Origin of the sequence: Streptomyces sp. NPDC058741 (genome assembly GCF_042746715.1) — a bacterium.
Lineage (GTDB): Bacteria > Actinomycetota > Actinomycetes > Streptomycetales > Streptomycetaceae > Streptomyces.
Window position 1 is genome coordinate 249,162 of the sequence record NZ_JBHYQH010000002.1, and the last position, 23,751, is coordinate 272,912.

Below are 23,751 nucleotides of genomic sequence, written 5' to 3' on the forward strand. Positions count from 1 at the left end.
GATATCGGACGATCCGACCCGCTTACGCGGTCGGACCGCCGAAGATGTCGATACGGTCGCCCTCGGCGAGGGTCACGATCGCGCGCTTGGTCGACGCGCGCTGGCCGAAGCCGGTGCGGGTCCGCTTGCGCTTGCCCTGGCGGTTGATCGTGTTGACCCCGGTGACCTTGACCGAGAAGACCGCCTGGACGGCCTGCTTGATCTGGGTCTTGTTGGCGCTCGGGTCCACGATGAACGTGTACTTGCCCTCGTCGAGAAGCGCGTAGCTCTTCTCGGAGACGACCGGCTTGAGCAGCACGTCACGGTGGTCCGTGAAGGACTTGCTCAGCGGGGTCTCGACGGTGTTCTTGCCCTCGGCGGCGTGGCGGCGCGCCTTGGCGACGCGCGCGGCCTTGGCCTTCTTCGCCGCCTTGGAGGCGATTGCGGGGTGACGGATAGCCATCAGACCTCGCTCCCTTCGGTGTCATTGGCCTTCGGGCCGGACACGAAGGACTCGAAGGCGGCCTTGGTGAAGACCACGTCGTCCGAGACGAGAACGTCGTACGTGTTCAGCTGGCCCGGCTCCAGGATGTGGACCTGGGGCAGGTTGCGGGCGGACAGCCACGCGGCCTCGTCGGCGCGGTCGACGACCAGGAGCAGGTTCTTGCGCTCCGAGATCTTGCCGAACAGCGTCCGGGCGGCCTTCGTCGAGGGGCTGTCGCCCTCGACCACGCCGGAGACGACGTGGATGCGGTTGTGGCGGGCCCGGTCGGTGAGGGCGTGACGCAGCGCGGCAGCCTTCATCTTCTTCGGGGTCCGCTGCGAGTAGTCACGCGGCACGGGACCGTGCACGACGCCACCACCGGCGAACTGCGGCGCGCGGGTCGAGCCCTGACGGGCGCGACCGGTGCCCTTCTGGCGGTACGGCTTCCTGCCACCGCCGCGGACCTCGCCACGGGTCTTGGTCTTGTGCGTGCCCTGGCGGGCAGCGGCCAGCTGCGCGACGACGACCTGGTGGATCAGCGGGATGCTGACCTTCTCGACGTCGAAGATCTCCGCGGGGAGCTCGACGGAACCGGCCTTGTCGCCCGCCGGCGAAAGGATGTCAACAGTGCTCATTACCTCAGGCCCCCTTGGCCGCGGTGCGGACCAGGACGAGGCCGCCGTTCGGACCGGGAACCGCGCCCTTGATGAGCAGCAGACCCTTCTCCGCGTCAACGGCGTGGACGGTCAGGTTCTGGGTGGTGACCCGCTCGTTGCCCATGCGACCCGCCATGCGGAGGCCCTTGAACACACGGCCCGGGGTGGCGCAGCCACCGATGGAACCGGGGGAGCGGTGCTTGCGCTGGGTGCCGTGTCCGGCGCCGAGGCCACGGAAGTTGTGGCGCTTCATGACACCGGCGAAGCCCTTGCCCTTGCTCTTGCCGGTCACGTCGACCTTCACGCCGGCCTCGAACACCTCAGCGGTGATCTCCTGGCCCAGCGTGTACTCGGAGGCGTCCGCGGTGCGGATCTCGACGAGGTGGCGACGGGGAGTGACGTCGGCCTTGGCGAAGTGGCCCTTGAGGGGCTTGTTCACCTTGCGCGGGTCGATCTCGCCGAAGGCGATCTGGACGGACTCGTAGCCGTCGACATCGTTCGTACGGACCTGGGTGACGACGTTCGGCCCGGCCTTGACGACGGTGACCGGAACAACACGGTTGTTCGCGTCCCACACCTGCGTCATACCGAGCTTCTCGCCCAGGATGCCCTTGATCTGCTTAGCCATCTCTCAGATCACCGGCCTCAGAGCTTGATCTCGATGTCGACACCGGCCGGGAGGTCGAGTCGCATCAGAGAGTCAACGGTCTTGGGGGTCGGGTCGAGGATGTCGATCAGGCGCTTGTGCGTGCGCATCTCGAAGTGCTCGCGCGAGTCCTTGTACTTGTGCGGCGACTTGATGACGCAGTACACGTTCTTCTCAGTGGGCAGCGGCACCGGGCCCGCGACCGACGCACCAGTACGCGTCACCGTCTCGACGATCTTCTTCGCCGAGCTGTCGATGACCTCGTGGTCGTAGGCCTTGAGCCGGATGCGGATCTTCTGTCCCGCCATGGCTACTCAGTAGTCCTGTCTCTTCTCACGCTCTGGAACCCGGTGGATTCCTTCCGCTGCCTTCGTTCTTCCGACCCACGCGGTCGGGCGTGTCGCGCTCCCGCTGACACAGATGTCCCTTGTCCGAACATCCCTGCGGGATTGCACACGGCCCTGCCGGAACCGTGAGCCGGGGGCGAAGGCCCACCGGGTGCCTGGCCGGTGCCGCGCTGACACTTCCCGGAAGATTCCCGTACGTCCGCCCCAGCGCTGCCGTGTGGCAGTTAGGGCGACGAGTACTGTGGGACTCGCTTCCGGTCCCCCCGGCGGGAGGCGCGCAGCATCAACACTCGACCGAGCAACTCGGACAGTCTGCCATAAGGGGCGGCGGCTACGCCAATCGGGCCGGAGAGAATACCCGGGGGGTGACGAAGGTCAAACACAAGGGCGCAGGGCCCGGGCCTCGCCCCCGGTCTCCTTCCCCTGGCCGGACGTCACTCGGCCCAGGGAACGCGTACCGGCTTGCGCTTCCACCACCAGCGGAGTTCCGCTTCCGGCCTCTCGTGCGTCGGGCGCACCCAGGGGCGGAGTGAACGCTCCGGATCCGGGACGGTGGCGGCACGGAAGCGGGCGTCCAGACCAGCGAGCAACTGCCCGAGCGCTCCCTCGCCCGCCTCCGGCGGCAACGCACGCATCACCTCGTCCAGGGCGTCCCGGGAGTCGAGGTCGTTGCCGTAGGCGCTGACGGGGTAGAACTCGTCGCTCGACCAGCCGGGCTCCATCTGGCGCACCAGGCGTTCCCAGGAGGCGAAGCGGTCGGCGACCGAGTACGTGGGACTCGTGATCTTCTCCCGGAGGTGGGGTGCGACGCGCGACCGCTCCACCTCCAGCCGCTCCACGTCACACCGGGCGATCGCCTCCAGAACGGACGGGGAGAACTCAGCCCACGCGGCGCGACTTTCGGGGGCGGCCCGGAAGATGTCGCGGGGAGGCCGGGGGTCGCCGTGCCGAGACCGACCATGCCGTGCTCCGCCCACATCCCTCACTCCGCCTCTCATGCTCCTCCTGCGCTCTCGTTCCCCGTCGTCAGCGTCAGGTCGGGCTGCAAGAGCGGTGAGCCGAAGCAGGGCCGCCGGCGGGTCATCAATGCTCTGCAGCTTCCGTTGCCTCCCATGGAAGGACAGACCTAAGAGGTGAATGGTGCGGGGTGAAGGATGTCACGAAGTCCTGCACGACTTCTCTGGAGAACGGAGACGAGTTGTGGGTGCTGTTCCGGCACGTGGTGCCGCCGACTGGGGTGAAGCGTCCGATCTGGGTGTCAGTGATGAGGACTCCCGCCACCTTGTCGTCCGCGATGTCACGGAGCAGTTCGTCGAGGCAGCCGTATCGCCAGGGCCGGCGGGCGGCGAAGAGGTGGCAGTAGGTACGGAACTCCGGGTCTGGATCGTCCTTCACCAGCAGGGTCTGCCAGTAACCAGCATCTGGCTGGCATGGCGGAACCTCGGCTTCGTTTGCCCACATCGGGGTGATCACGTAGACGTCCCCACCGGCGAACAACTCATCGAGGACGGTGTTGTACCGCTCCAGAACGACGGTGTACTCGCTCGTGTCTTTCGGGTATCGCTTCGACTCCGGCAGGCTGCGGAAGCGCACCCAGACATTTCGATACGGGTCGCGGAGCTTGTACCCGACCGGAGGGCAGTTGGGCCAGTGCTGCTGCCACAGCTCGGTCAGAGCCGCTGTTACGCCTTGAGACACCTGCCGTACTCGTCCCTCACAGTGACCTCTACCGGTGGTCATGATGCCCGGCGCCCTCTCACCAAGAGAGACGACTTCTCAGCCCGGGCGGGTATTCCATGGCCGGGTACTCCTCTGAGCGGCGGCTCCGGACAGTGAAGGGACGCTCGGAGGCCTGGGGCCGGTCATGCCCCAGGCCTCCGAAGCGCTGAGGTCGTGCAGCTCGGACCCCATGGGGCTCGGAACACGAGCCCTGTGTCCACGGACGCCTGCACGGCGCGCACCGTCAGTCGCACATGTGCCGCGGGGAGCGCGCGGGGCGCGTCAAAGCCACTCTTCCTGGTCTTCTTGCTCTCCCGTGCCGTAAGCACGCAGCAGGACCACCAGCTGGACGGGCGCCTCGGTGTCGTCATGCTTGACGCCGGCCAGGAGCACCTTGTCCCCGATGCGCCATGCCGTGTGGTCGATGTAATCCGCCCCGTCCGTGAGGTCCTCGTCGACGGCCTGGAGTCGCGTGCCGAGCGCTCCGGATTCCAGCTGGGTGATCACGCGAGGAAGCTCGGCGGAAGCGGCGTCGTACAAGTCGTCGATGTAGGTGTCAGGGTCGGGCCATTCGTCCTCGACCTCCCGGTGCCAGAGGGTGAACTCGACCTCCACCGGGCCGTCGCCCTGAATCCACGCGTGCGCGTCGCCCCGGCGCCAGGTCGTCGCCCACTCCTTCGCCGGGTTCCTGCGCTCGCCCACCCACCCCCCGGCCGAGAGGACGGCGGCCGTCGCAGGGCCCGTGAGTTCGTCAAGCCCGGACAGCTGAACCAATTCCGCACTTACGTCAACCATTTACTCATTCCACTCATACCATTGCCGGGTACATGAAAGACCGCCAGCGTACCATTTGCCATTGCTTCCGGGAAATGGGTACCAAGCACCTCCCGGAAGTGAGCTGCACCCGCCTCGTTCGAAATGGCATAGCGGACCCCCTTCCCGCCCAGTTCCTCGTTCATCTGCAAAAGCTTGGCAGCCTGGTCGGTGATCTTCTTCTCGTTGTAAAGGGAGCTCTCGGGATTGTAGGCGGACTTGGCCCATTCGCTTTCTCGACCCCCGGTGAACTTGGCTTCCATGATCCAGCCGTTGGTCGGACCGCCGTCCATATGCACCGCCCGGCCGTCGGAGAGCTTCCAGATCTGTTCGTAGTCGACACCGGACACGACGCGCTGGTATCTGAACGAGGGACGCTTCAGCATCTTGTCGGTCATCCAGGCCAGCCCCTTGAAGGTGGGGCAGGACTGGAGTCCCAGCGGGTCGGACCACACCATGGGGTTGACCACGTACGCGTACTGGTCCGGCCCGGCCGCGAGGCCCAGTGGATCCGGCGAGATGTATCGGGCCGAGTGCGGGTCGTAATAACGGAAGCAGTTGTAGTGGAGTTCGCTCTCGGCATCGAAGTATTGACCGGGAAATCCAAGTCGACAGTGCTCTTCCGATGAGTGCATGCCTTCTAGCGCACCCCACAGGCCTGACTCGTTCTTCCAGGTGGTCCTGCCATCCGGCGAGAGCATTTCCAGCGGGGTTCCCGCGAGATCACCCACAATAAGACGGAATCTCCGGTCGACCTCGTCCTGCGGCGCGTCACGAAGCCACTCACGACGGCTCTGCGCTATCGCGCGGTGGCTGTCGGGCACGTACTCCCAAGTGATGGCGCTGCGGTTCCCGGGCCCGGCGTCGCGTATCTCCTCCGCCAGCCGCGTGCCGTCCCAGACGAAGAAGACAGCCTCGACGACTTCTCGGGAGGAGTCCAGACGTTCTTTGGATATTCGGCGCCCCAGAGGGTCGTACGTGTAGCGCCAGGTCGTTCCGTCCGGGGTGACGAGACCGGTCAGCCGGTCTTCGGCGTTCCAGGTGTAGGCCCAGCTCTTCCTCTGCCCCGAGAGAGTTCTCCTCGTCCGCCGGACCACCCTGCCCTGGGCGTCGTAGGTGTAGTTGATGCGGCCGGCTCTCGTCAGGCGGTTTCCGGAGTACTCGTAGCGCTGTGGAAGTTCGCCCCCGGCGCCTGCGCCCTGGTCCCGATGGGAGGAGATCAGCCGTCCGCCGGAGTCGTACGCGTAGCTCTCGCTCCAGGATTCCGCACGAACACCGGTGGCCCGGCCCTTCGCGTCCAGCTCGTAGCGCTTCCTGCCTGCTCGGGCGTCGATCGTCTCGACAGGGCCGCCCGCAGCATGGACGTAGTGGCGGTCAACAGGCGTCGTCCCCGGGAGGGCGGGGCCCGCGGTACCGGCGGAGAGTACCGTCTGCCTGCGCAGCCGGTGCATCGCGTCCCATTCCTGCCGGAGCGTCAGCGCCTGGTCCAGCCTGACCTCCGTCTCCCTGCCCGCAGCGTCGTGGGAGAAGCGCAGGGAGTGGTCGAAGGCAGCCAGTTCCCGCGGCAGCCCGTCCGGGGCGTACGACCAGCTGCTCAGCGCTCCGGAAGGGGTCAGGCGTGCGGTGCGGCGACCGGCGAGGTCATAACGGAAGGTGCTGGTCCGCCCGTTGACGGTCTCCTCCGTGACACGGCCGTACTCGTCGTGCCGGTAGGCGAGGCGTACTCCGGACGAGAGCGCCTCCTTCAGCAGACCGAAAGAGTCGTAGCGGAAGATGGTGGTCGCGTCCCCGACCCGCTTCTCGATGATGTTGCCGACCACGTCGCGCACGTATGCGACCGCTTCTCCGGCGCCGTTCACCTGTCGGATCAGACGGCCCACCTCGTCGTGGACATAGGTGAGCGAGCGTCCGTCGAAATCCTGTTCCCCGACGAGCTGCCCCGCCGCGTCGTAGACGTAGCTCCAGGTCAGCCCGTGGGTGTTGGTGACGGCGATGAGCCGCAGCTCGGTGTCGTAATCGAAACGGAGAGTCGCGCCGGCGGGATCCGTTCTGCTCGTCAAGAGGTCGAAGTGGGTGTACGTCGACCTGGTGGTCGCCCCTGCAGCGTCGGTGTACACGATGAGGTTTCCCTCAGGGTCCCAGGTCCAGGTCTCCACACCCCCGTCGGCGGCGATCCTCTTCCGCCTCCTGCCCTCCGGAGTCCAGAGGATCCGGGTGACTCCCGCCAACGGGTCCGTCATCGTGTCGATGCGGCCGAATGCATCCCGGGAATACTCGACGACTGCACCCGTGTCACTGGTGACCCGGATCGGAAGCCCGGCGGAGTTCGTGACCAGGGACATGGTCGCGCCCATGGGATCGGTGATCGCGGTGAGAGCTCCACCAGGGCCGTAGCGGAAACGGGTCTCGGCGCCCTGCGGTTCCACCACGGACGTACGGTTCCCTCGCTCGTCATAGGTGTACGTGCGCACGGCCCCGTCGCCACCGACGGTCATGACGGGCAGGTGCCACTCGTTGTAGGTGGCGGTGGCCCGGCGGCCGTCGGGACCGGTGATCGACGTGACGTTGCCTGCATCGTCGTAGGTGTACGCCGTCTCGCGTCCCACCGGGTCGATCTGCTTGAGCAACCGTCCGTGACGGTCCCATTCGAGCGACTCTCGTCGGCCGAGGGGGTCCGTCACCCGGACGAGCTGCAGAAACTCGTTGTACTCGTAGCGAAGCGCGTGGCCGAGCGAGTTCGTGTACGTCGTCCGGCGTTGCACTGGGTCATAGGCGATGGCGCAGTTCAGGAAGCCGTCGGCACCCTGTCCGGCCACACAGCGGTCCTCACCGTCATATCTGAACCGGTACCAGCTGCCGTTGCGGTCGGTCCAGGAGACGATGCGGGCACGGTCGTCGTACTCGAGCCGGAAGGGCAGGCCGGAGGAGTTGTAGATCTCCGTGAGGTTCCGGTCGGGCGAGTACGCGTAGCGCAGCAGCGTCGTGGCGCCGTCGTCAGCAGATCCGTCCCTCAGACGCAGGCACGTCACCAGACCGTCCGTCGTCTCGACCGTAACGTGGTAACCGCCGGAGTGCCGGACGGCGGTAGGCGCACCGTGAGCGTTCCGGTCGATGTCGATGCGGTTGTCGTTGCGGTCCGTCATCGCGGAGAGAGCCAGCGTGTACGGCATGTCCGGCAGCGGCTCTGCGATCGCGGTGAAGTGACGCGTAACGCCGAGGGCCGGGTCGTGGATGCGCAGGGTGCCGTACTGCCGACCGTCCCATTCCAACGGCCACCGAGGGCCTTCCAAAGGCATGGCCGGCTCGCCCGGCTGAGGCACGGGATACGCGAGAATCATGCCGTCCTCGCCGGCGAAGAGCACGCCCTCACCGTCGAGTTCGACCCGCTCGTCCAGCGTGGACGCCCAGGATTTTCCGAACCACCGGCCTTCCCGGTACGTGGAGATGTGGGTGCGCTTCAGCACCAGCGACAGGATCCCGGAGAGTTCGACGTCGGTGTCGTACATCAGCATTTCTCCGGTGACCATGTCGACGGGGTCACCGCCTGGACAGCGTCCCGCAAGCGCCTTTGCCCGCTTGACGAGGTCGCCCGCACCGCCTCTCAGGGACCTGCCCAGACCCCTGACCCCCTGCGCCATGCCCTTGAGGCCGACCTTTCCGAACGCCTTCATGCCCTTGGCCAAGCCGCCGAGGGTCGTCAGCCCCTTCATGCCAGGTATGCAGTCCAGGGCCGCCAACCCCACGTCCCATAGAGACGCTTGCCCCTTGGAATACTTGTAGAGCGTGTCCGCAAGCACGACCGCGGCCGCGATCAGCACGATCGCGCCCAGGATCGGCCCCCCGATGATCATCGCGACGATCCCGACCACCGCCACGACGACCTTGCACACCGCGACGATGGTGTCCCAGTTGTCGACGAACCAGTCGCCGACCTCCTCCCACCACGACCGGTTCTGAATCCCCGCGTCCGAGGCCTCGTCGATCTTCGACTTCGCCTCCCGCGCGGCCTCCTCGCGCATCTTGCGCGCGTCCTCGGCCATCTTCTTCGCCGCGGCGAGCGCACCCTGCGCGTCGGAGACGTCCGACTGGGCCTTCGTCTGGGCGGACTTCGCGTGCTGCACGTCCCGCGCCGCGGCACGCACCTTCGCCTCGTCCGGCTTGTCCGCGTCCGACTTGCTGCCCGTCGGATCGTCCTTGTACTTGTCCGCCTCCTTGCCTGCCCGCGTCACCCACGAATCGGCCGAGGTGAGGCGCGACTGGGCCGAGGAGAGGTCGTCCCGCGCCTCACGGCCCTTACGCAAGGCCTTGTCCGCCAGCGACTGCGCCCGCTCCAGCTTCGGCCAGTAGTCCGCCAGCGCGTCTCCGCACATCTCGTACGACTTCTTCAGCTTCTTGAGGTTCTTCGGGACGTCCGCGAAGTCCTCCTTGAAGACGTCCGCCGACTTGCCCGCCCACTCAAGAAGCGTGCCCTCCCCCGCCATGCCCTTGACCAGACGCAGCGCCTCGGAGACGTCGTCGGCGAAGTCGTGCAGCGTCTTGGCGAGCGTGCGCACCCGCTGCGGATCACCCGGCGTCGGATCTTTGTCCAGGTCCAGGACATGCCAATCCGTCGGCCTGTGCCCCGCCATGCCGCAACCCCCGTCACCAGCACACCACTGTCAACAACCGTATGCATGTGTGAACTTACAAGCCACATGCGTCGGACGAAAAGATCGGCAGGAGAATCAGGCGGAAGGCGGCGCTCACAGAAGTCTCCGCGGCACGCCTGGTCGACAGCAGTCCGGCCCGGCCTTGCCCACGTGCCCCGCTCCCGGTACGACCGGAGCGGGGCACGAGCGCGCAGCGGTCAGCTCCGCGCGGCGTACGTCACGAAGTCCGACCACGCCTCGGGCTTGAGCGCCAGTCGCGGCCCTGCGACGTCCTTCGAGTCGCGGACGTGGACGGCACCGGAGGCTATGGCGATCTCGACGCAGGAGTCGCCGTCGGGGCCGCTGCTGTAACTGCTCTTGAACCAGGCCAGTTCAGAGCCGTCCCTGGCAGTGAGCTTGCGGATCATGTCTCTCCCAGCAGTTGCTCGATCAGCGCCAGCGACTCCCGTGGAGGGAGAGCCAGCGCCCGGATGGTGCCGTACCGCAGCTCAAGAATGCGAAGCTGCTTGGCGTCGGGCGTCGGGCGTCCGTTGAACGCGCCGTCGGAGCGCCCCACCGCCGTTCCGTCCTCGAACTTCAGCACTTCGATCCTGCCGCTCATGCCGGGGTGGGGTGCGCTGTCCATCGGCATCACCTGGAGGGTGACGTTGTTCAACCGCCCTACCTCCAGCAAGCGTTCGAACTGCTGTCGCCGCACCATTGTGCCTCCGACCCTTCGGCGCAGCGTCGCCTCTTCCAGGACGAAGCTGAGCGCGGGCGCGGGCGACCGCTGGTACACGGCCTGCCGGGCCACACGGGCGGCCACCCGGCGTTCCAGGTCCTCCGGCGCGTAGGCGGGCTGCCAAGACTCCAGCAGGGCGCGAGCGTGCTCGGGTGTCTGCAGCAGACCAGCGATATTGCAGCACTCATACACACCGATCTCGACCGCCCGAGCCTCCATCTGCGCCAGGTCCCGCACCTTCTTCGGGTACCGGACCTTCTTCACGTCCTCCTTCATCGCCGCGATGAGCCCACCGGCGTTCAGCACCTCGTCGGCCTTGTCCAGGTACTCGAACCGAGGGATGCGCTTCCCGCCCTCGATCTTGTCGACGAGGTCCTCGCCGTACCCGACCGCCGTCCCGAACTCGCCGGCGCGCATCCCCACCGCGTCCCGCCGCAGCTTCAGCTGCCGCCCGACCGTGGCGATGACCGCCAGCCCCCACTCGTCGTCTGGATCCACCTCCCAACCCGGCTCGTCCGCCTCGCTCTTGAGCCGCACCGCTGTCCCGTCGACCGTCATCGCACCGCCCCTCCGCCGTACCGTCGCGCTTCGACGATCCGCCGCCGTACGGCCAGCCCCGACAAGCCCGGACACGGCCGGACAAGCCACCGACAGTCACCGTACGTATCGGCTTCGTCACTGTTCACGGTAAGCGCGGACCGCCACGCTGAGTGACGTGAATCAGGAAATCGCCGAACCCGGAACCGAACTGCACCACGGCACCCGCGACTTCAGCGTTCCGCTGTCCTCCACACCTCGCGGAGCCCGCCTCGCCCGCCTGCTGGCGACCGAGCAACTCCGCTGCTGGGGCATCCCGCTGGACCCCGCGGAGCGCATCGTGGCCGAGCTGGCGGCCAACGCCGTCACCCACGGCCGCGTCCCGGGACGCGACTTCCGGCTCACGCTGTACGTCGTGGGGGGCACGCTCCGCATCGAGGTCACCGACACCAGGGGCGACCGGCTGCCGCACCGCGAAACCGCCGCCCCCGACGGCGAGTCGGGCCGTGGCCTCGTCCTCGTGGAAGCGCTCACGGACCGCTTCCCCGCCGCCCGGCCTCCCTGATCGCCTACCGCCTCACCGAACTCCTGCCACCCCCGGCGCCCTCGGCGCCTCCCACACCCCCGTCAGGCGACACCGGCGCGCCCCCACCCCCTCCCCCTCTCCACAACTGCGAGGGCTGCGAGCGCGCCATCAGAACACCCACAACCGGCTCCTACTGCCGCGACTGCCGCACCGCGGGCCTGGACACCTGCGCGGCGGCCTGAGTCCGCTCCGCAAAAGCACGCCGCGTCAGCCATCCCGGGCCGGGCCGGGCCGACGTACGCCTGGCGCGCCATCACCAGCGCCCCCTGGTGCCTTCGGTCCGCGCTGGCGCCAGGTACAAAATGGCATCCTCATCGAACGTATCGAGGCGGCGTGAGGGCCGTCGAGTTGGGGAGGCAGACGAACCGTGGCGATGTGTTTCGAGCTCGTGGTGAACTTCGGCGATGACATCGAGGCGGCACAGGCCGCCGCCCGCATCGACCCCGAGTCATGGGTGCTCCACGCGGGTGGGCACCGCATCCCTCTCCACCGGCCGATGCTGGCGAAGGCAAGCGGGTACATCGAGCTGTCGGTCCTGCCCGTGGCCGTCAGCTGGCATTGCGCCCTGGACGGCAGCCTCCCCAGGTTCCAGCTCACCGCAGCCGAGCTGACCGACCTGGGACACCAGCTCTACGACCTGCTCGCGCAGTTCCGCGGATACGTCGCTGCCAAAGTCGGCTGGGACCCGGAATCGCTCCTGGACCCCGTTGAGCTCAGGAACGAGTGGTCAGCCGAACTGAACGACGGCAGCCTCCACGGACTCGTGCTCTGCGACAAGCTGCACACCGAACTGGGCCTGAGCGCCGACGCCGAGGTGTTCCAGCCCGGCTACCGCTGGATACCGTACCGCGGGGAGGAGCCGAGCAGCCTCACGGCCGACTGACGCAACGGGCAGCGGACAGGCCGACGAGTCCGTCGAGTTCGGACAGTCGGGCCGATTCAGCACTGATGTGGCATGAAGCCTGCATCCGTCGATCGGTACCAGTCCTCACCATCGCTCTCGACCGCAGTACGCAAGTAGGTCTGGGCTGTCACCCAGGATGCGCTCCGCAGACCGGCGGAGGTCAGGAGATGCGTCCACGCACAGCCCGAGCTTCCGGTACGGCACACATATGAACAACCCTGCCCTTCCCCCAGTCCCACCGACCGGGCATCGATCAGCCCGTGAACCGGAACGTCGACGTGATCGCGTCGAAGATGTCGAAGAACGAGTCCGCGAGGTCCAGGACCTGGCTGCTGCCCGCGACCAGCGCCACCTTGCCCTCCTGGCCCGGCACCGGGATGTACGTCTGCATCAGTACGGCCCTGATCGTGCGATTGAGCGCGTCTCCCGGTACGGCGACGTCCTCGACGCCGTACGTGCGCGCGGCCGGGCCGACGCCCGGGATGTCGACCGTCGTCACCTTGCGCCAGGAGTCGCCCTCGCGCTTGGCCTCCTTGACCGCGAGCTGGCTCGCGATGACCGACGGGTCGTTCGACAGCGGCTCACCGCGCTCGTTGCGGCCGCCGACCAGGGAGACGGTCACGGACCCCGTGATCGGGGTGTCGCCGCCGAAGTTCTCCGCCATGCAGCCGCAGTACAGCGCGCCCGACTTGTGCGCGTCCGCCGCCGCCTTGCGGAGGAAGTCGACGTACGTGTCCCGGTACTGCTCCAACTCCGGCCGCTGCCGCACCCGTTCGGTCACCATCCGCCGGATCGAGTCGTCCCGCGACTCGGGCCGGACGTCGAACTCCCACCACGACTCCGGCACCTTGATCCGGAAACCGCCCCGCTCGACGGTCAGGGTCTCCATGTAGCGGGCCATGACGCCGGCCTCCCCGTTCACAGTTCACACGATCAGACGATCGGTCGGTCACTCGTTCCCGTGCGCACATCGTGCCACTCTTCCGTCAACGTCCAGAACGGCGAGCCCTTGGGAGGCGCCGGGCGAGTACCCGGCCCCCCACAGCCGGACCCCTCGTCCCACCCACGGCAAAGGGACCCGCACGACCGAAGTCGTACGGGCCCCTTCGAGCCACTCAGGTCAGTAGACCCTCAAGCAGTCCGAGGACTCACTTGTTGATCTTGGTGACCTGGCCGGCGCCCACGGTCCGGCCACCCTCACGGATGGCGAACTTCAGGCCCTCCTCCATGGCGACGGGCTGGATGAGCTCCACCTTCATCTCGGTGTTGTCACCCGGCATGACCATCTCGGTGCCCTCGGGGAGGGTCACCACGCCGGTCACGTCCGTCGTACGGAAGTAGAACTGCGGGCGGTAGTTGTTGAAGAACGGCGTGTGGCGGCCACCCTCGTCCTTGGACAGGATGTAGGCCTGCGCCTCGAACTCGGTGTGCGGGGTGACCGAGCCCGGCTTGATGATGACCTGGCCGCGCTCGACGTCCTCGCGCTTGATGCCGCGGAGGAGCAGACCGACGTTCTCACCCGCCTGGCCCTCGTCGAGGAGCTTCCGGAACATCTCGATGCCGGTGACCGTGGTGGTGGTCTTCTCCTGCTTGATGCCGATGATGTCGACGGTCTCGTTGACCTTGAGGACACCACGCTCGATACGGCCGGTGACGACCGTACCGCGACCGGTGATCGTGAAGACGTCCTCGATCGGCATCAGGAACGGCTTGTCGACGTCGCGCTCCGGCTCCGGAATCGCGGTGTCGACGGCGTTCATGAGGTCCAGGACGGACTGCGTCCACTGCTTGTCGCCCTCGAGGGCCTTCAGCGCGGAGACGCGGACGACCGGCAGGTCGTCGCCCGGGAACTCGTACTCGGAGAGGAGCTCACGAACCTCGAGCTCGACGAGCTCCATGATCTCCTCGTCGTCCACCATGTCGGCCTTGTTCAGGGCGACGACGATGTACGGAACGCCGACCTGGCGGGCCAGGAGCACGTGCTCCTTGGTCTGCGGCATCGGGCCGTCGGTCGCGGCGACCACCAGGATCGCGCCGTCCATCTGCGCGGCACCGGTGATCATGTTCTTGATGTAGTCCGCGTGACCCGGGCAGTCGACGTGGGCGTAGTGACGCGCCTCGGTCTGGTACTCGACGTGCGCGATGGAGATGGTGATACCGCGCTGACGCTCCTCGGGCGCCTTGTCGATGTTGTCGAACGGGGTGGCCTCGTTCAGGTCCGGGTACGCCTCGTGCAGCACCTTGGTAATGGCCGCCGTGAGGGTGGTCTTACCGTGGTCGATGTGACCGATGGTGCCGATGTTGACGTGCGGCTTAGTCCGCTCGAACTTCGCCTTCGCCACTGGGGTCCTCCTGTGGAGTGGTTCTGTACGCCTTACTTCATCGGCGCCAGGTGATCTTTGCTGTCAAAGCCCGGGCCCGGGGGCATTCCCCTCGCATGCGGGTGAATGCCCCTGGAGGCTCCGGAGTCAAGCCTACGGCCTGAGAACGCGGTGCGTTACTCGCCCTTGGCCTTCGCGATGATCTCCTCGGCGACGTTCCGCGGAACCTCGGCGTAGGAGTCGAACTGCATGGAGTAGCTCGCACGGCCGGACGTCTTGCTGCGCAGGTCGCCGACGTAGCCGAACATCTCCGAGAGGGGCACGAGGCCCTTCACGACGCGGGCACCGGCCCGCTCCTCCATGGCCTGGATCTGGCCACGGCGGGAGTTGATGTCACCGATGACCTCACCCATGTAGTCCTCGGGCGTGGTGACCTCGACGGCCATCATGGGCTCGAGCAGTACGGGGCTGGCCTTGCGCGCGGCCTCCTTGAAGGCCTGCGAGCCGGCGATCTTGAACGCGAGCTCGGAGGAGTCCACCTCGTGGTAGGCGCCGTCGAGCAGCGTCACGCGGACGCCGGTCATCTCGTACCCGGCGAGGATGCCGAACTGCATGGCCTCCTGCGCACCGGCGTCCACCGAAGGGATGTACTCCTTCGGCACACGGCCACCGGTCACCTTGTTGATGAACTCGTACGAGGCGTCGCCACCCTCGATCGGCTCGATCGCGATGATGACGCGAGCGAACTGGCCGGTACCACCCGTCTGCTTCTTGTGGGTGAACTCGACCTTCTCGACGGCCTTGCGGATCGTCTCGCGGTACGCGACCTGCGGCTTGCCGACGTTGGCCTCGACCTTGAACTCACGGCGCATACGGTCGACCAGCACCTCGAGGTGCAGCTCGCCCATACCGCCGATGATGGTCTGGCCGGTCTCCTCGTCGGAGTGCACCTGGAAGGAGGGGTCCTCCTCGGCCAGGCGCTGGATCGCGACGCCGAGCTTCTCCTGGTCGCCCTTCGACTTGGGCTCGATGGCGACCTGGATGACCGGCGCCGGGAAGTCCATGGACTCCAGGATGACCGGGTTCTTGTCGTCGGACAGCGTCTCACCCGTGGTGGTCTGCTTCAGACCCATCACGGCGACGATGTCGCCGGCGCCCACCGAGTCGATCTCCTCACGCTTGTTCGCGTGCATGCGGTAGATCTTGCCGATGCGCTCCTTCTTGCCCTTCACGGAGTTCAGCACCGAGGTGCCGGACTCCAGGCGGCCCGAGTAGACCCGGACGAAGGTGAGCTTGCCGAGGTGCGGGTCGCTCATGATCTTGAACGCGAGCGCGGCGAGGGGCTCGTCCTCCGACGGCTTGCGCGCGATGACCTGCTCCGGGTCCTTGACGTCGTGGCCCTCGATGGCCTCGACGTCGAGCGGGGTGGGCAGGTAGCGCACGACCGCGTCGAGCAGGGGCTGAACGCCCTTGTTCTTGAACGCGGTACCGCAGAAGACGGGGGTGACGGTGGTGCCGCCGCCCTTGCCGGACGCGATGGTGATGCGGCGGATCGCGGCGTAGAGCTGCTCCACGGTGGGCTCGGTGCCCTCCAGGTACAGCTCCATCAGCTCTTCGTCGTTCTCGGCGACGGCCTCGAGCAGCTTGCCGCGGTACTCCTCGGCAGCCTCGGCGTGGGTGTCGGGGATGTCGACGGTGTCGTACATCTCGCCCTTGGTCGCCTCGGCCGACCAGACCAGGGCCTTCATCGTCACGAGGTCGACGACGCCCTTGAAGTCCGCCTCCGCACCGATCGGCAGCTGCATGACCAGCGGCTGCGCGCCCAGGCGGTCCGAGATCATGTCCACGCAGCGGTGGAACTCGGCGCCGGTACGGTCCAGCTTGTTGACGAAGCAGATGCGCGGCACACCGTAGCGGTCGGCCTGACGCCACACCGTCTCGGACTGCGGCTCGACACCGGCGACACCGTCGAACACCGTCACGGCACCGTCGAGCACACGCAGGGAGCGCTCCACCTCGACGGTGAAGTCGACGTGCCCCGGGGTGTCGATGATGTTGATGGTGTAGTCGTTGTCCTCGAGCGGCCAGTGACAGGTGGTCGCAGCAGACGTGATCGTGATGCCACGCTCCTGCTCCTGCTCCATCCAGTCCATCGTGGCGGCGCCGTCGTGGACCTCACCGATCTTGTACGACACACCGGTGTAGAACAGGATCCGCTCGGTGGTGGTCGTCTTGCCCGCGTCGATGTGGGCCATGATCCCGATGTTGCGGACCTTGGCCAGGTCAAGTGAAGTGGTAGCCATAAGGCTTCAGTCTTCTCTCGGTCTCGATGTGGGTAGCGACTACCAGCGGTAGTGCGCGAAGGCCTTGTTGGACTCGGCCATCTTGTGCGTGTCCTCACGCTTCTTCACAGCGGCACCGAGGCCGTTGCTGGCGTCGAGGAGCTCGTTGAGCAGACGCTCGGTCATGGTCTTCTCGCGACGGGCGCGGGAGTAACCGACGAGCCAGCGCAGCGCCAGGGTGTTGGCACGGCCGGGCTTGACCTCGACCGGGACCTGGTAGGTGGCACCACCGACACGGCGGGACTTGACCTCGAGGGTCGGCTTGATGTTCTCGAGAGCGCGCTTCAGCGTGATGACCGGGTCGTTGCCGGTCTTCTCGCGCAGACCCTCCATGGCGCCGTAGACGATGCGCTCGGCGGTGGAGCGCTTGCCGTTCAGCAGCACCTTGTTGATCAGGGAGGTCACCAGAGGAGAACCGTAGACCGGGTCGATGATGACCGGGCGCTTCGGGGCGGGGCCCTTACGAGGCATTCTTACTTCTCCTTCTTGGCGCCGTAACGGCTGCGAGCCTGCTTGCGGTTCTTGACACCCTGGGTGTCGAGCGAACCGCGGATGATCTTGTATCGAACACCCGGCAGGTCCTTCACACGGCCGCCGCGCACGAGCACGATGGAGTGCTCCTGCAGGTTGTGTCCCTCACCCGGAATGTAAGCCGTGACCTCGATGCCGCTGGTCAGACGCACACGCGCGACCTTACGGAGGGCCGAGTTCGGCTTCTTCGGAGTGGTCGTGAACACACGCGTGCAGACGCCACGACGCTGAGGGGAACCCTCGAGTGCGGGCGTCTTGTTCTTCTCGACCTTGTCCTGCCGGCCCTTGCGGACCAGCTGCTGGATCGTAGGCACTACTTCTCCGGTTTCTGTGTGCCGATTGGTGAAGCTAACCTGGAACGTCGCCGACCCACGCGGTCGGGTGTGTCGTATCCCGCGGACTCCCGCCGCCAGGCAGAACGAAGCGCGGATCACGGTGGCCGGTGTCAGCTCGCCGTGCGGTTCATGGCACGCACGAGAGCCAGGGCACACCCCAGGCACAAGGTCTGAGCGTACCTATCGCATTCGCTGCGGTCAAAACAAATGGACCTCGCCCGCATCGCCATGCGGGACATGTCAAGACCCCCGGCCCTTGTCGATCTTCAATTCAGCGGCAGCTGTCCGATTTGCATACATTACTTGCGCCGCCGGCCGATGTCAGCCCGTCGCGAGGGAAACCAGGGTCAGGAGCACCATGACGAGTGCCCACCCCGCCGTCGACAACCACCCGAGCACGAGCCCGGTCAGGGCGAGCCCCTCCCCCAGCTCCCCGCGGCTGCGGATCTCGGCACGCGCCACATGCCCCAGGACCACGGCCGGGATACCGGTCAGCCCCATGGTGGGCACGCACAGCAGCCCGCACACCCCGGAGGCGACGGCCTTCCCGTTCGTCCGCGCCCGGGGCACCGGCAGGAACGCCGGCGGCACGTGCGCGACGGGCAGGGCGTGCGGCACGGGCCCCTGCGGCAGGTCGGCGACGAGCAGCGCCAGTTCCCCCACGGTGCGCGCCGCGTACGCCCGCGCCACGCGCTTCTCGAACTCCTCCCGCTCCATGCGCCCCTCGCCGTACCCGGCTCTGAGCACGTCCACGGCCCGCTCCCGATCGGCGTGCGAGGCCAGCATCGAAGGACCGCTGTGGCCCTGCCAGGGCTGCCAGGACGGATAGGGCGGCTGCGACACGGAGCACCTCCCTGGAGGCCGGAGTACTTCCATGATGCGCCGAAGTGACGTTTTCGGCACCGGTGAGTCCGCACCGCTGCCGCGTGTCGGCCAACCGGCCGATTGTGACCCGTTGTCTCCTTGGTCATTTTCAGTACGTTGACGCCTGTGCGGGCGGACATCGACACAGGTGACGTGGGGGCGTGCGGATGACCGGGGGGAAGACGCGACCGTGGGACGACGATGGAGTCCCGTTCCTCGGCCGTCTGGAGAGAGTCGACCGCACCGCCTTGCTCGCCCTCGGCCGTCCCCTGGGGTACCCGGCACGAGGCGTCATCCTTCATCAGGACGAGCCTTCGGCTCACGTACTGCTGCTGTTGCGGGGCTGGACGAAGGTCACCGTGATCGCCGCCAACGGCTACGAGGCGCTGCTCGCCCTGCGTGGCCCCGGGGACATCATCGGGGAGGGTGCCGCCCTCAGCGGGCGCGGCCGTTCCGCGACCGTGACGGCCCTGGAGCCGTTGGAAGCCGTCGTGATCGACCAGGGCCGGTTCACGTCCTTCGTCTCGGAGCATCCCCGGGTGGCGTTGCACCTGCTGAGCCTGTCCACGGACCGGCAGCGTTCCGCCGACCGCCGCCGCCTGGAATGGGCGGCTCTCACCGTCCGGGAACGGTTGGCCGCGCTGCTGCTCGAGCTGGTCCGCACGCATGGCAGCCGGACAGGCGAGGGCATCGAACTGGCCATCGGCCTCAGCCAGCAGGAGTTCGCCGGTTCGGTCGGCTCCTCGCGTGAGGCAGTGGCCCGGCTCCTCAAGGAACTGCGCGACCGGCAGGTCGTCGTCACCCGTCGCCGTCGCATCGTCGTGCTCCGCCCCGACGTGCTCCGCCGCATCGCGGGCGAGAGCTCTGTCTGACGCACGCCGCCGCGTTTCCGTCTGTGCACACGGTCACACTCCGTCCGTGTCATCGGCCCTCCACCGCCTGCCCGTTCGCCGCCATCGTGCTGGTCGACGGACACCGACGTGCGAGAGGCAGCCATGACCGACCCCGTGTACCGCACCCTCCTCCTCTTCGACATCGAGCAGTACGGCTCGCGCGACGACGTCGAGCAGACGTTCCTGCGCCGAGTCCTCTACGACGTCGTCGACTCCACCCTCCTCGACGCCGGCGTCGAGGAGACGGCCCGCCTGCGTGCTGACCGCGGCGACTCGGTCATGGAACTCATCGACACCGCCGTCCCCGTGCCGACCTTGATGAAGACCCTGCTCACCGAGACCCCCGCCCTTCTCCACAACAAGAACCGACTCCTCTCCACCAGTGCCCGCATGCGCCTGCGCATCGTCCTCTCCTCCGGATACGTGGCGATCGACGAGCTCGACGGATGGGTGGGCTCCGACCTCAATCACGCAGTCCGCCTCCTGAACTCCGACCCGCTGCGCGACGTCCTGAAGCAGCGCGAGACCGACTTCGTCCTGTGTGTATCGGAAGGCATCTACCAAGGAGTGGTACGGCACGGTCCGCTGGGAGTCCGGCCGGAGGAGTTCCATCGAGTGACCGTCGACACCAAGGAAGGGCCGACCGTGGCCTGGGTGCACGGGGCGCCTGGCGTGCCGGACCGTCCTCAGGCCTCCTCGGCCACCACGGGCCGGGACTCGCTCACACCGCGGAGTGGGGACGTCTGCATCAGTGGCGATCAGTACGGGCAGACGGGTGGCACTCTCCACGGTGGTCAGCACTTTGACTTCACAGGCCACACCCGGGACGAGCGCCGATGAGCCTGGACGAGGCAGCGGCAGAGGGTGCCGCGCCGGACGGTGAGAGGAAGCAGGAAGAGGCGGTCGAAGAGCAACCGAGGCAGGAAGCGTGGGCAGCCCGCCGGGATCTGATCGCGCACGGTCCGGAGTTCGTGTCGACCCTCGTCTCCCGCGACCAGTTCGGTCAGGCAGGCGGTTATCACTACGGCGACAAGCACTTCCACTTCGGGGCCAGTGCGGCGACATCCACCGCTCGGTCAGGGCCGATCCCTCAGTCGGAGGTCGACAGTCTGGCGGGCGTCTTCCGAGGCTGTGCCAGCTTCGACGAAGCCCTCACGCGGCTCCGCGAGGACGGGCTCGTGATTCTCTCAGGAGGACGCGAGACGGGTCGTCGTTCGGCCGCGCTCATGCTGCTGCGTCGGCTGGGCGTCGACCAGATGCGCTCCCTCGGCCCACCCGCTTCGCTCTCGGCGCTGGCCGACCAGGTGGACCCTTTGATCGGATACGTCTTGTGCGACCTGACGGTGGGCCGCGGTCGGCCCCTGCACGAGGCTCAGCTCCATGCGCTGCGGGAACAGGTGCAGCGCAAGCGGGCCCACCTGGTGATCACAGTGGAACCCTCGGCCACCCTGGGAGAACTCCCCTCCGTACGCTGGGAGCCGCCGTCCGCGGAGGACCTGCTGAAGGCGCACGTCACGCCGGCGACCGGTGAGTCCGCCTGGCCAGCCCTGGCGGGCCAGGCGGCGGTGAAGGAGTTCCTCGCCCGACACCATCGGCCGAAGGAGATCGAGGAGTTCGCACAACAACTGGTGGCGCACCATCGCGGCGAGATCAGCGAGACCGTGCTCGCCTCCCTCGGTGAGACAGCCGTGGCGAACCGTGTCTCCCGCTGGCTCACTGAACCGAAGCCCGATCTGCATGACAAAGCGTTCCTCCTCTCCCTCGCCGTGTTCGACAAGGCACCGTACGCGGTGACCGCCGAGCTGGCCGATGGCCTCTTCGTACGCCTGCACGAGATTGAGGACCCCCATGTCCGGCCCTCCGTCCCCGTGTTCGGCAGCTCGCGGGAGGATCGGCTCAGGCTGGCACACGCCGACGGTTATGTCACCGCGGAAGTGACCGAGTGGGGTCCGTTGGAGGGCAAGTTCTGCGCCTCCTTCCAGGACGAACGGACGGCTCGGATGCTGCTGGAAGAGGTGTGGAACCGCCACCCCTCCGCCCGCCCGGCCGTCGCGGAATGGATCCGCAAGCTGGCCGACGACCGCCGCCCCTTGGTGCGGACCCGGGCGGCGTCCGCCGCCGCCCTGCTGGCCACCGCAGACCTGTCGTCCGCCATGGCCCACCTGGTCGAGCCATGGGCGGACAGCCGGAAGCCGCATGCCTGGCTCATGGCCGCCAACGCCCTGACCATGGCGCAACTGCTGCACGTGCCGACCGTGTCCCGGATCCTGCACGACTGGTGCACCGGAGAGGTCGAGAGCCGGCGCTGGACCGCCATCCGCGCCTACGCCCTACTGGGGCCTGTACACCACGAGGAGACTCTGGCAGCCCTCGTGGACGCCATGCACCGGCCGCCGCGGGTCGAAACGGACGGCGACTCCGAAAGCGATGAGGTGCCGGAAGAGGCCCGGCAGCTCGCGGACGCCCTCGAACTTCTGCTGCTCGCCGTACGGGAGCCCGTGCTGGCCACTCTGGCCGAAGTTCTCTCCACGGACCGTGCGGTCCGCCCGCACGCTCTACTGGCGTTCCTCCAAGCCTGCAGGCAGACAAGAGGGGACGAGAGTGACCGCCCTCCGGTCCTCGACTGGTACGCCACCGCCGTCACGAACCAGGACAGCCCGACCGCCAGGCACCTGACCGCGCTGTGGAACAGATTGCTGAACCATCGAGCGCACAACCCTCAGGCACTCGGGATCCTCCGCGGCTGGGTACGCGGAGCCGACCACGACCCGGACACCGAGTCGGCACTCGCCTCGCTGTTACACGCGCTTGTCTCGGACCCCGTCAACCATCACCGCATCAGCCATCTGCTGAGAACGGTCCGCGACTCCAGGGGAGTCCCTTCGCCGGCCGCCGTCCGGCTCAGCAAGCGCCTCTCCCTCGACTGATATCGGAGAGCACACATGGAGCACACCGAGCACGAACACCTGGACTGGTTCCGGCAACAGCCCGAACAGCCCGCCCCGCACACCGACGCCGATCCCGTCCGCACCGTCTGGCAGCTCCCTCGCTTTCGCCTGGGCGGACGACGCTTCACAGGACGAATCGACCATGCCCTGGTCTGTGTGACGCGGCAGGGCGCCTACGAAACCTTCCTCCCACCCGACCGCCCCACGTCCGTGCGGCGCCACATCGCCGTGTACGAAGTGGCTACGGACCCGCACGCCTTCCAGCTGAACGTCCCTCTGCCCAGCCTGGTCGACAGCTTCGAGTTCGAGGTCACCGCCGACGTCGGCTGGCGGGTCTCCCATCCGGCCCGGTTCGTCCGCAGCCAGGAACGGGACGTGCCGGCGCTCCTCACAAGGGAGCTGCTGCCGCTCATGCGGGCGGCAAGCCGCAGGCACCCCATCGACGCGAGCGCGGAGGCGGAACAGGCAGTGCAGCAGGCGATCGCGAGCGCGACCCCGCTCGGCGATGCTCAAGGCCTGAGCGTCACGTGTTCCATACGCCTGCGGCGGGACGCCACCGAGCGATCGCATCAGGCACGCCTGCGAACCGCCCGCCACGAGGCGGAGGCCGCGGAGTCCGAGCACCGGGCGGCCCTGATCCGTGAGTCGTGCGAAGCCGAGCGCAGGGCTGAGCAGATCAGGTTCTACGAGCACACCCTGGCACGGGGCGGCGCCTCCGCTCTCGCCCTGCATCTTGTGGCCCACCCGGACGAGACCCAACTCGTCCTGGAGCATCTGCAGGCAGACCAGAGCAGACTGCTGGACACCCAGGTGAGTCTGATCAACCAGGTCCTGGAGGACAAGTATCTGGAGGATTACCAGCTCGATGAGCCTCGCAAGCTCGTCGCCGAGCGGATAACGGCCATTCTCCGCGCGACCGACCCCTCCTCCCAGCCGGAGGACACTTCGGGGACTGGCGCATGACCCCGTCAGAGGATCCAGGGCTGAAGGCGGGCATGCAGTTGCTCGCCGACCTGCGGAGCGAGATCGCACGTGCCGACGCCAAGGCAACAGTTCTGGTCGGCGTGCTCGGCATCTCCGGAGGAATGCTGGCCTCGCTCCTGACAAATCGGAACTGGAGCCCTGATCTGTTGACGGAGCCCGCCGCCCTGCTGTGGTGGGCCGGTGCCGCATCCCTTGTCATCGCCCTGTTCGCCGTCCTGCTGGCTGTGCTTCCCCGCTACCGGAGGAACCGCTGGACGCCCGGCCGCCCGCTCACCTACTTCGGTGATGTGCTGAACGCCGCGCGCGCGGGGCGCCTCAGCGCAGCCCTCGCAGAGACGGGCCGCGATCCGGCTCGCGGCCTCCTGCTCGCGCTCGCCGAGACCAGCGCTATCGCAGCCCGCAAACACCTCTGGATCCGGATCGGACTGTCGTCGTTCGGCTGCGCAACGCTTCTGTTGCCCGGATCGATACTCCTCGGCTGAACCTCGCCGC

23 protein-coding genes are annotated in these 23,751 nt (G+C 67.4%); 7 read left to right on the forward strand and 16 right to left on the reverse strand.

Going from position 1 to position 23,751, the window contains the following annotated elements; genetic code table 11:
* Positions 1–22 precede the first annotated feature (22 nt).
* From rplW to ACFW6P_RS02690, 10 genes are all read right to left on the reverse strand, one after another.
* Complete coding sequence (gene rplW, locus ACFW6P_RS02645; protein ID WP_356442902.1) at positions 23–442, reverse strand: 50S ribosomal protein L23; 420 nt, start codon at positions 440–442, stop codon at positions 23–25.
* Entirely contained in the window at positions 442–1,098 is a 657-nt protein-coding gene (rplD, locus tag ACFW6P_RS02650) for a 50S ribosomal protein L4 (protein ID WP_386349665.1), read from the reverse strand. Before rplD ends, rplW begins: the two co-directional genes overlap by 1 nt.
* A 4-nt stretch (positions 1,099–1,102) precedes the next feature.
* Positions 1,103–1,747: a 50S ribosomal protein L3 gene (gene rplC, locus ACFW6P_RS02655; protein WP_010036739.1), complete on the reverse strand. Its 645-nt coding sequence runs from the start codon at positions 1,745–1,747 to the stop codon at positions 1,103–1,105.
* Positions 1,748–1,764: 17 nt separating this feature from the next.
* The gene (gene rpsJ, locus ACFW6P_RS02660; protein WP_003948644.1) at positions 1,765–2,073 is read right to left on the reverse strand and encodes a 30S ribosomal protein S10; all 309 of its coding nucleotides are present in this window, start codon (positions 2,071–2,073) and stop codon (positions 1,765–1,767) included.
* Between the two features lie 473 nt (positions 2,074–2,546).
* Positions 2,547–2,951 (reverse strand): hypothetical protein, encoded by a 405-nt coding sequence (locus tag ACFW6P_RS02665; RefSeq protein WP_386349662.1) that lies wholly within the window; start codon positions 2,949–2,951, stop codon positions 2,547–2,549.
* Positions 2,952–3,195: 244 nt separating this feature from the next.
* Complete coding sequence (locus ACFW6P_RS02670) at positions 3,196–3,705, reverse strand: hypothetical protein (protein WP_386422770.1); 510 nt, start codon at positions 3,703–3,705, stop codon at positions 3,196–3,198.
* A 408-nt stretch (positions 3,706–4,113) separates the two neighbouring features.
* Positions 4,114–4,626, reverse strand: coding sequence for a hypothetical protein (locus ACFW6P_RS02675; RefSeq protein WP_386422771.1), 513 nt, complete (start codon positions 4,624–4,626; stop codon positions 4,114–4,116).
* Positions 4,614–9,272 (reverse strand): RHS repeat-associated core domain-containing protein, encoded by a 4,659-nt coding sequence (locus tag ACFW6P_RS02680; RefSeq protein WP_386349654.1) that lies wholly within the window; start codon positions 9,270–9,272, stop codon positions 4,614–4,616. Before ACFW6P_RS02680 ends, ACFW6P_RS02675 begins: the two co-directional genes overlap by 13 nt.
* A gap of 218 nt (positions 9,273–9,490) precedes the next feature.
* Entirely contained in the window at positions 9,491–9,700 is a 210-nt protein-coding gene (locus tag ACFW6P_RS02685; protein WP_386349651.1) for a DUF397 domain-containing protein, read from the reverse strand.
* Complete coding sequence (locus tag ACFW6P_RS02690; protein ID WP_386422773.1) at positions 9,697–10,572, reverse strand: helix-turn-helix domain-containing protein; 876 nt, start codon at positions 10,570–10,572, stop codon at positions 9,697–9,699. Before ACFW6P_RS02690 ends, ACFW6P_RS02685 begins: the two co-directional genes overlap by 4 nt.
* 157 nt (positions 10,573–10,729) lie before the next feature.
* Here ACFW6P_RS02690 and ACFW6P_RS02695 point away from each other — a divergent pair, with 157 nt between their 5' ends.
* Positions 10,730–11,116: an ATP-binding protein gene (locus ACFW6P_RS02695; RefSeq protein ID WP_386349646.1), complete on the forward strand. Its 387-nt coding sequence runs from the start codon at positions 10,730–10,732 to the stop codon at positions 11,114–11,116.
* Positions 11,117–11,504: 388 nt separating this feature from the next.
* On the forward strand, positions 11,505–12,020 hold the full coding sequence (locus ACFW6P_RS02700; protein ID WP_386349643.1) for a hypothetical protein: 516 nt from the start codon (positions 11,505–11,507) through the stop codon (positions 12,018–12,020).
* Between the two features lie 274 nt (positions 12,021–12,294).
* On the opposite strand, the gene ACFW6P_RS02705 is transcribed toward ACFW6P_RS02700, so the two are convergent.
* The 6 genes from ACFW6P_RS02705 to ACFW6P_RS02730 form a co-directional block, all read right to left on the reverse strand.
* Complete coding sequence (locus tag ACFW6P_RS02705; protein WP_386349906.1) at positions 12,295–12,942, reverse strand: hypothetical protein; 648 nt, start codon at positions 12,940–12,942, stop codon at positions 12,295–12,297.
* A 247-nt stretch (positions 12,943–13,189) separates the two neighbouring features.
* Positions 13,190–14,383, reverse strand: a complete 1,194-nt coding sequence (tuf, locus tag ACFW6P_RS02710; RefSeq protein ID WP_386349640.1) for an elongation factor Tu — start codon at positions 14,381–14,383, stop codon at positions 13,190–13,192.
* A gap of 155 nt (positions 14,384–14,538) precedes the next feature.
* Positions 14,539–16,665, reverse strand: coding sequence for an elongation factor G (gene fusA / locus ACFW6P_RS02715; protein WP_386349637.1), 2,127 nt, complete (start codon positions 16,663–16,665; stop codon positions 14,539–14,541).
* 39 nt (positions 16,666–16,704) lie between these two features.
* A complete protein-coding gene (gene rpsG, locus ACFW6P_RS02720; RefSeq protein WP_003998848.1) occupies positions 16,705–17,175 on the reverse strand; it encodes a 30S ribosomal protein S7 in 471 nt (156 codons plus the stop codon).
* A gap of 2 nt (positions 17,176–17,177) precedes the next feature.
* Entirely contained in the window at positions 17,178–17,549 is a 372-nt protein-coding gene (gene rpsL / locus ACFW6P_RS02725) for a 30S ribosomal protein S12 (protein ID WP_003948652.1), read from the reverse strand.
* A 342-nt stretch (positions 17,550–17,891) separates the two neighbouring features.
* Positions 17,892–18,413, reverse strand: coding sequence for a DUF1707 and DUF4190 domain-containing protein (locus ACFW6P_RS02730; RefSeq protein ID WP_386349633.1), 522 nt, complete (start codon positions 18,411–18,413; stop codon positions 17,892–17,894).
* Between the two features lie 188 nt (positions 18,414–18,601).
* Between ACFW6P_RS02730 and ACFW6P_RS02735 the strand changes: the two genes are divergently transcribed.
* From ACFW6P_RS02735 to ACFW6P_RS02755, 5 genes are all read left to right on the forward strand, one after another.
* The gene (locus tag ACFW6P_RS02735; protein WP_386349630.1) at positions 18,602–19,306 is read left to right on the forward strand and encodes a Crp/Fnr family transcriptional regulator; all 705 of its coding nucleotides are present in this window, start codon (positions 18,602–18,604) and stop codon (positions 19,304–19,306) included.
* 123 nt (positions 19,307–19,429) lie between these two features.
* Positions 19,430–20,167, forward strand: a complete 738-nt coding sequence (locus ACFW6P_RS02740; protein WP_386349627.1) for a hypothetical protein — start codon at positions 19,430–19,432, stop codon at positions 20,165–20,167.
* A 338-nt stretch (positions 20,168–20,505) separates the two neighbouring features.
* Positions 20,506–22,254, forward strand: a complete 1,749-nt coding sequence (locus ACFW6P_RS02745; RefSeq protein ID WP_386349624.1) for a hypothetical protein — start codon at positions 20,506–20,508, stop codon at positions 22,252–22,254.
* Positions 22,255–22,269: 15 nt separating this feature from the next.
* On the forward strand, positions 22,270–23,238 hold the full coding sequence (locus tag ACFW6P_RS02750; RefSeq protein ID WP_386349622.1) for a hypothetical protein: 969 nt from the start codon (positions 22,270–22,272) through the stop codon (positions 23,236–23,238).
* Positions 23,235–23,741 (forward strand): Pycsar system effector family protein, encoded by a 507-nt coding sequence (locus ACFW6P_RS02755; RefSeq protein WP_386422775.1) that lies wholly within the window; start codon positions 23,235–23,237, stop codon positions 23,739–23,741. Before ACFW6P_RS02750 ends, ACFW6P_RS02755 begins: the two co-directional genes overlap by 4 nt.
* The last annotated feature ends 10 nt before the right edge of the window (positions 23,742–23,751 follow it).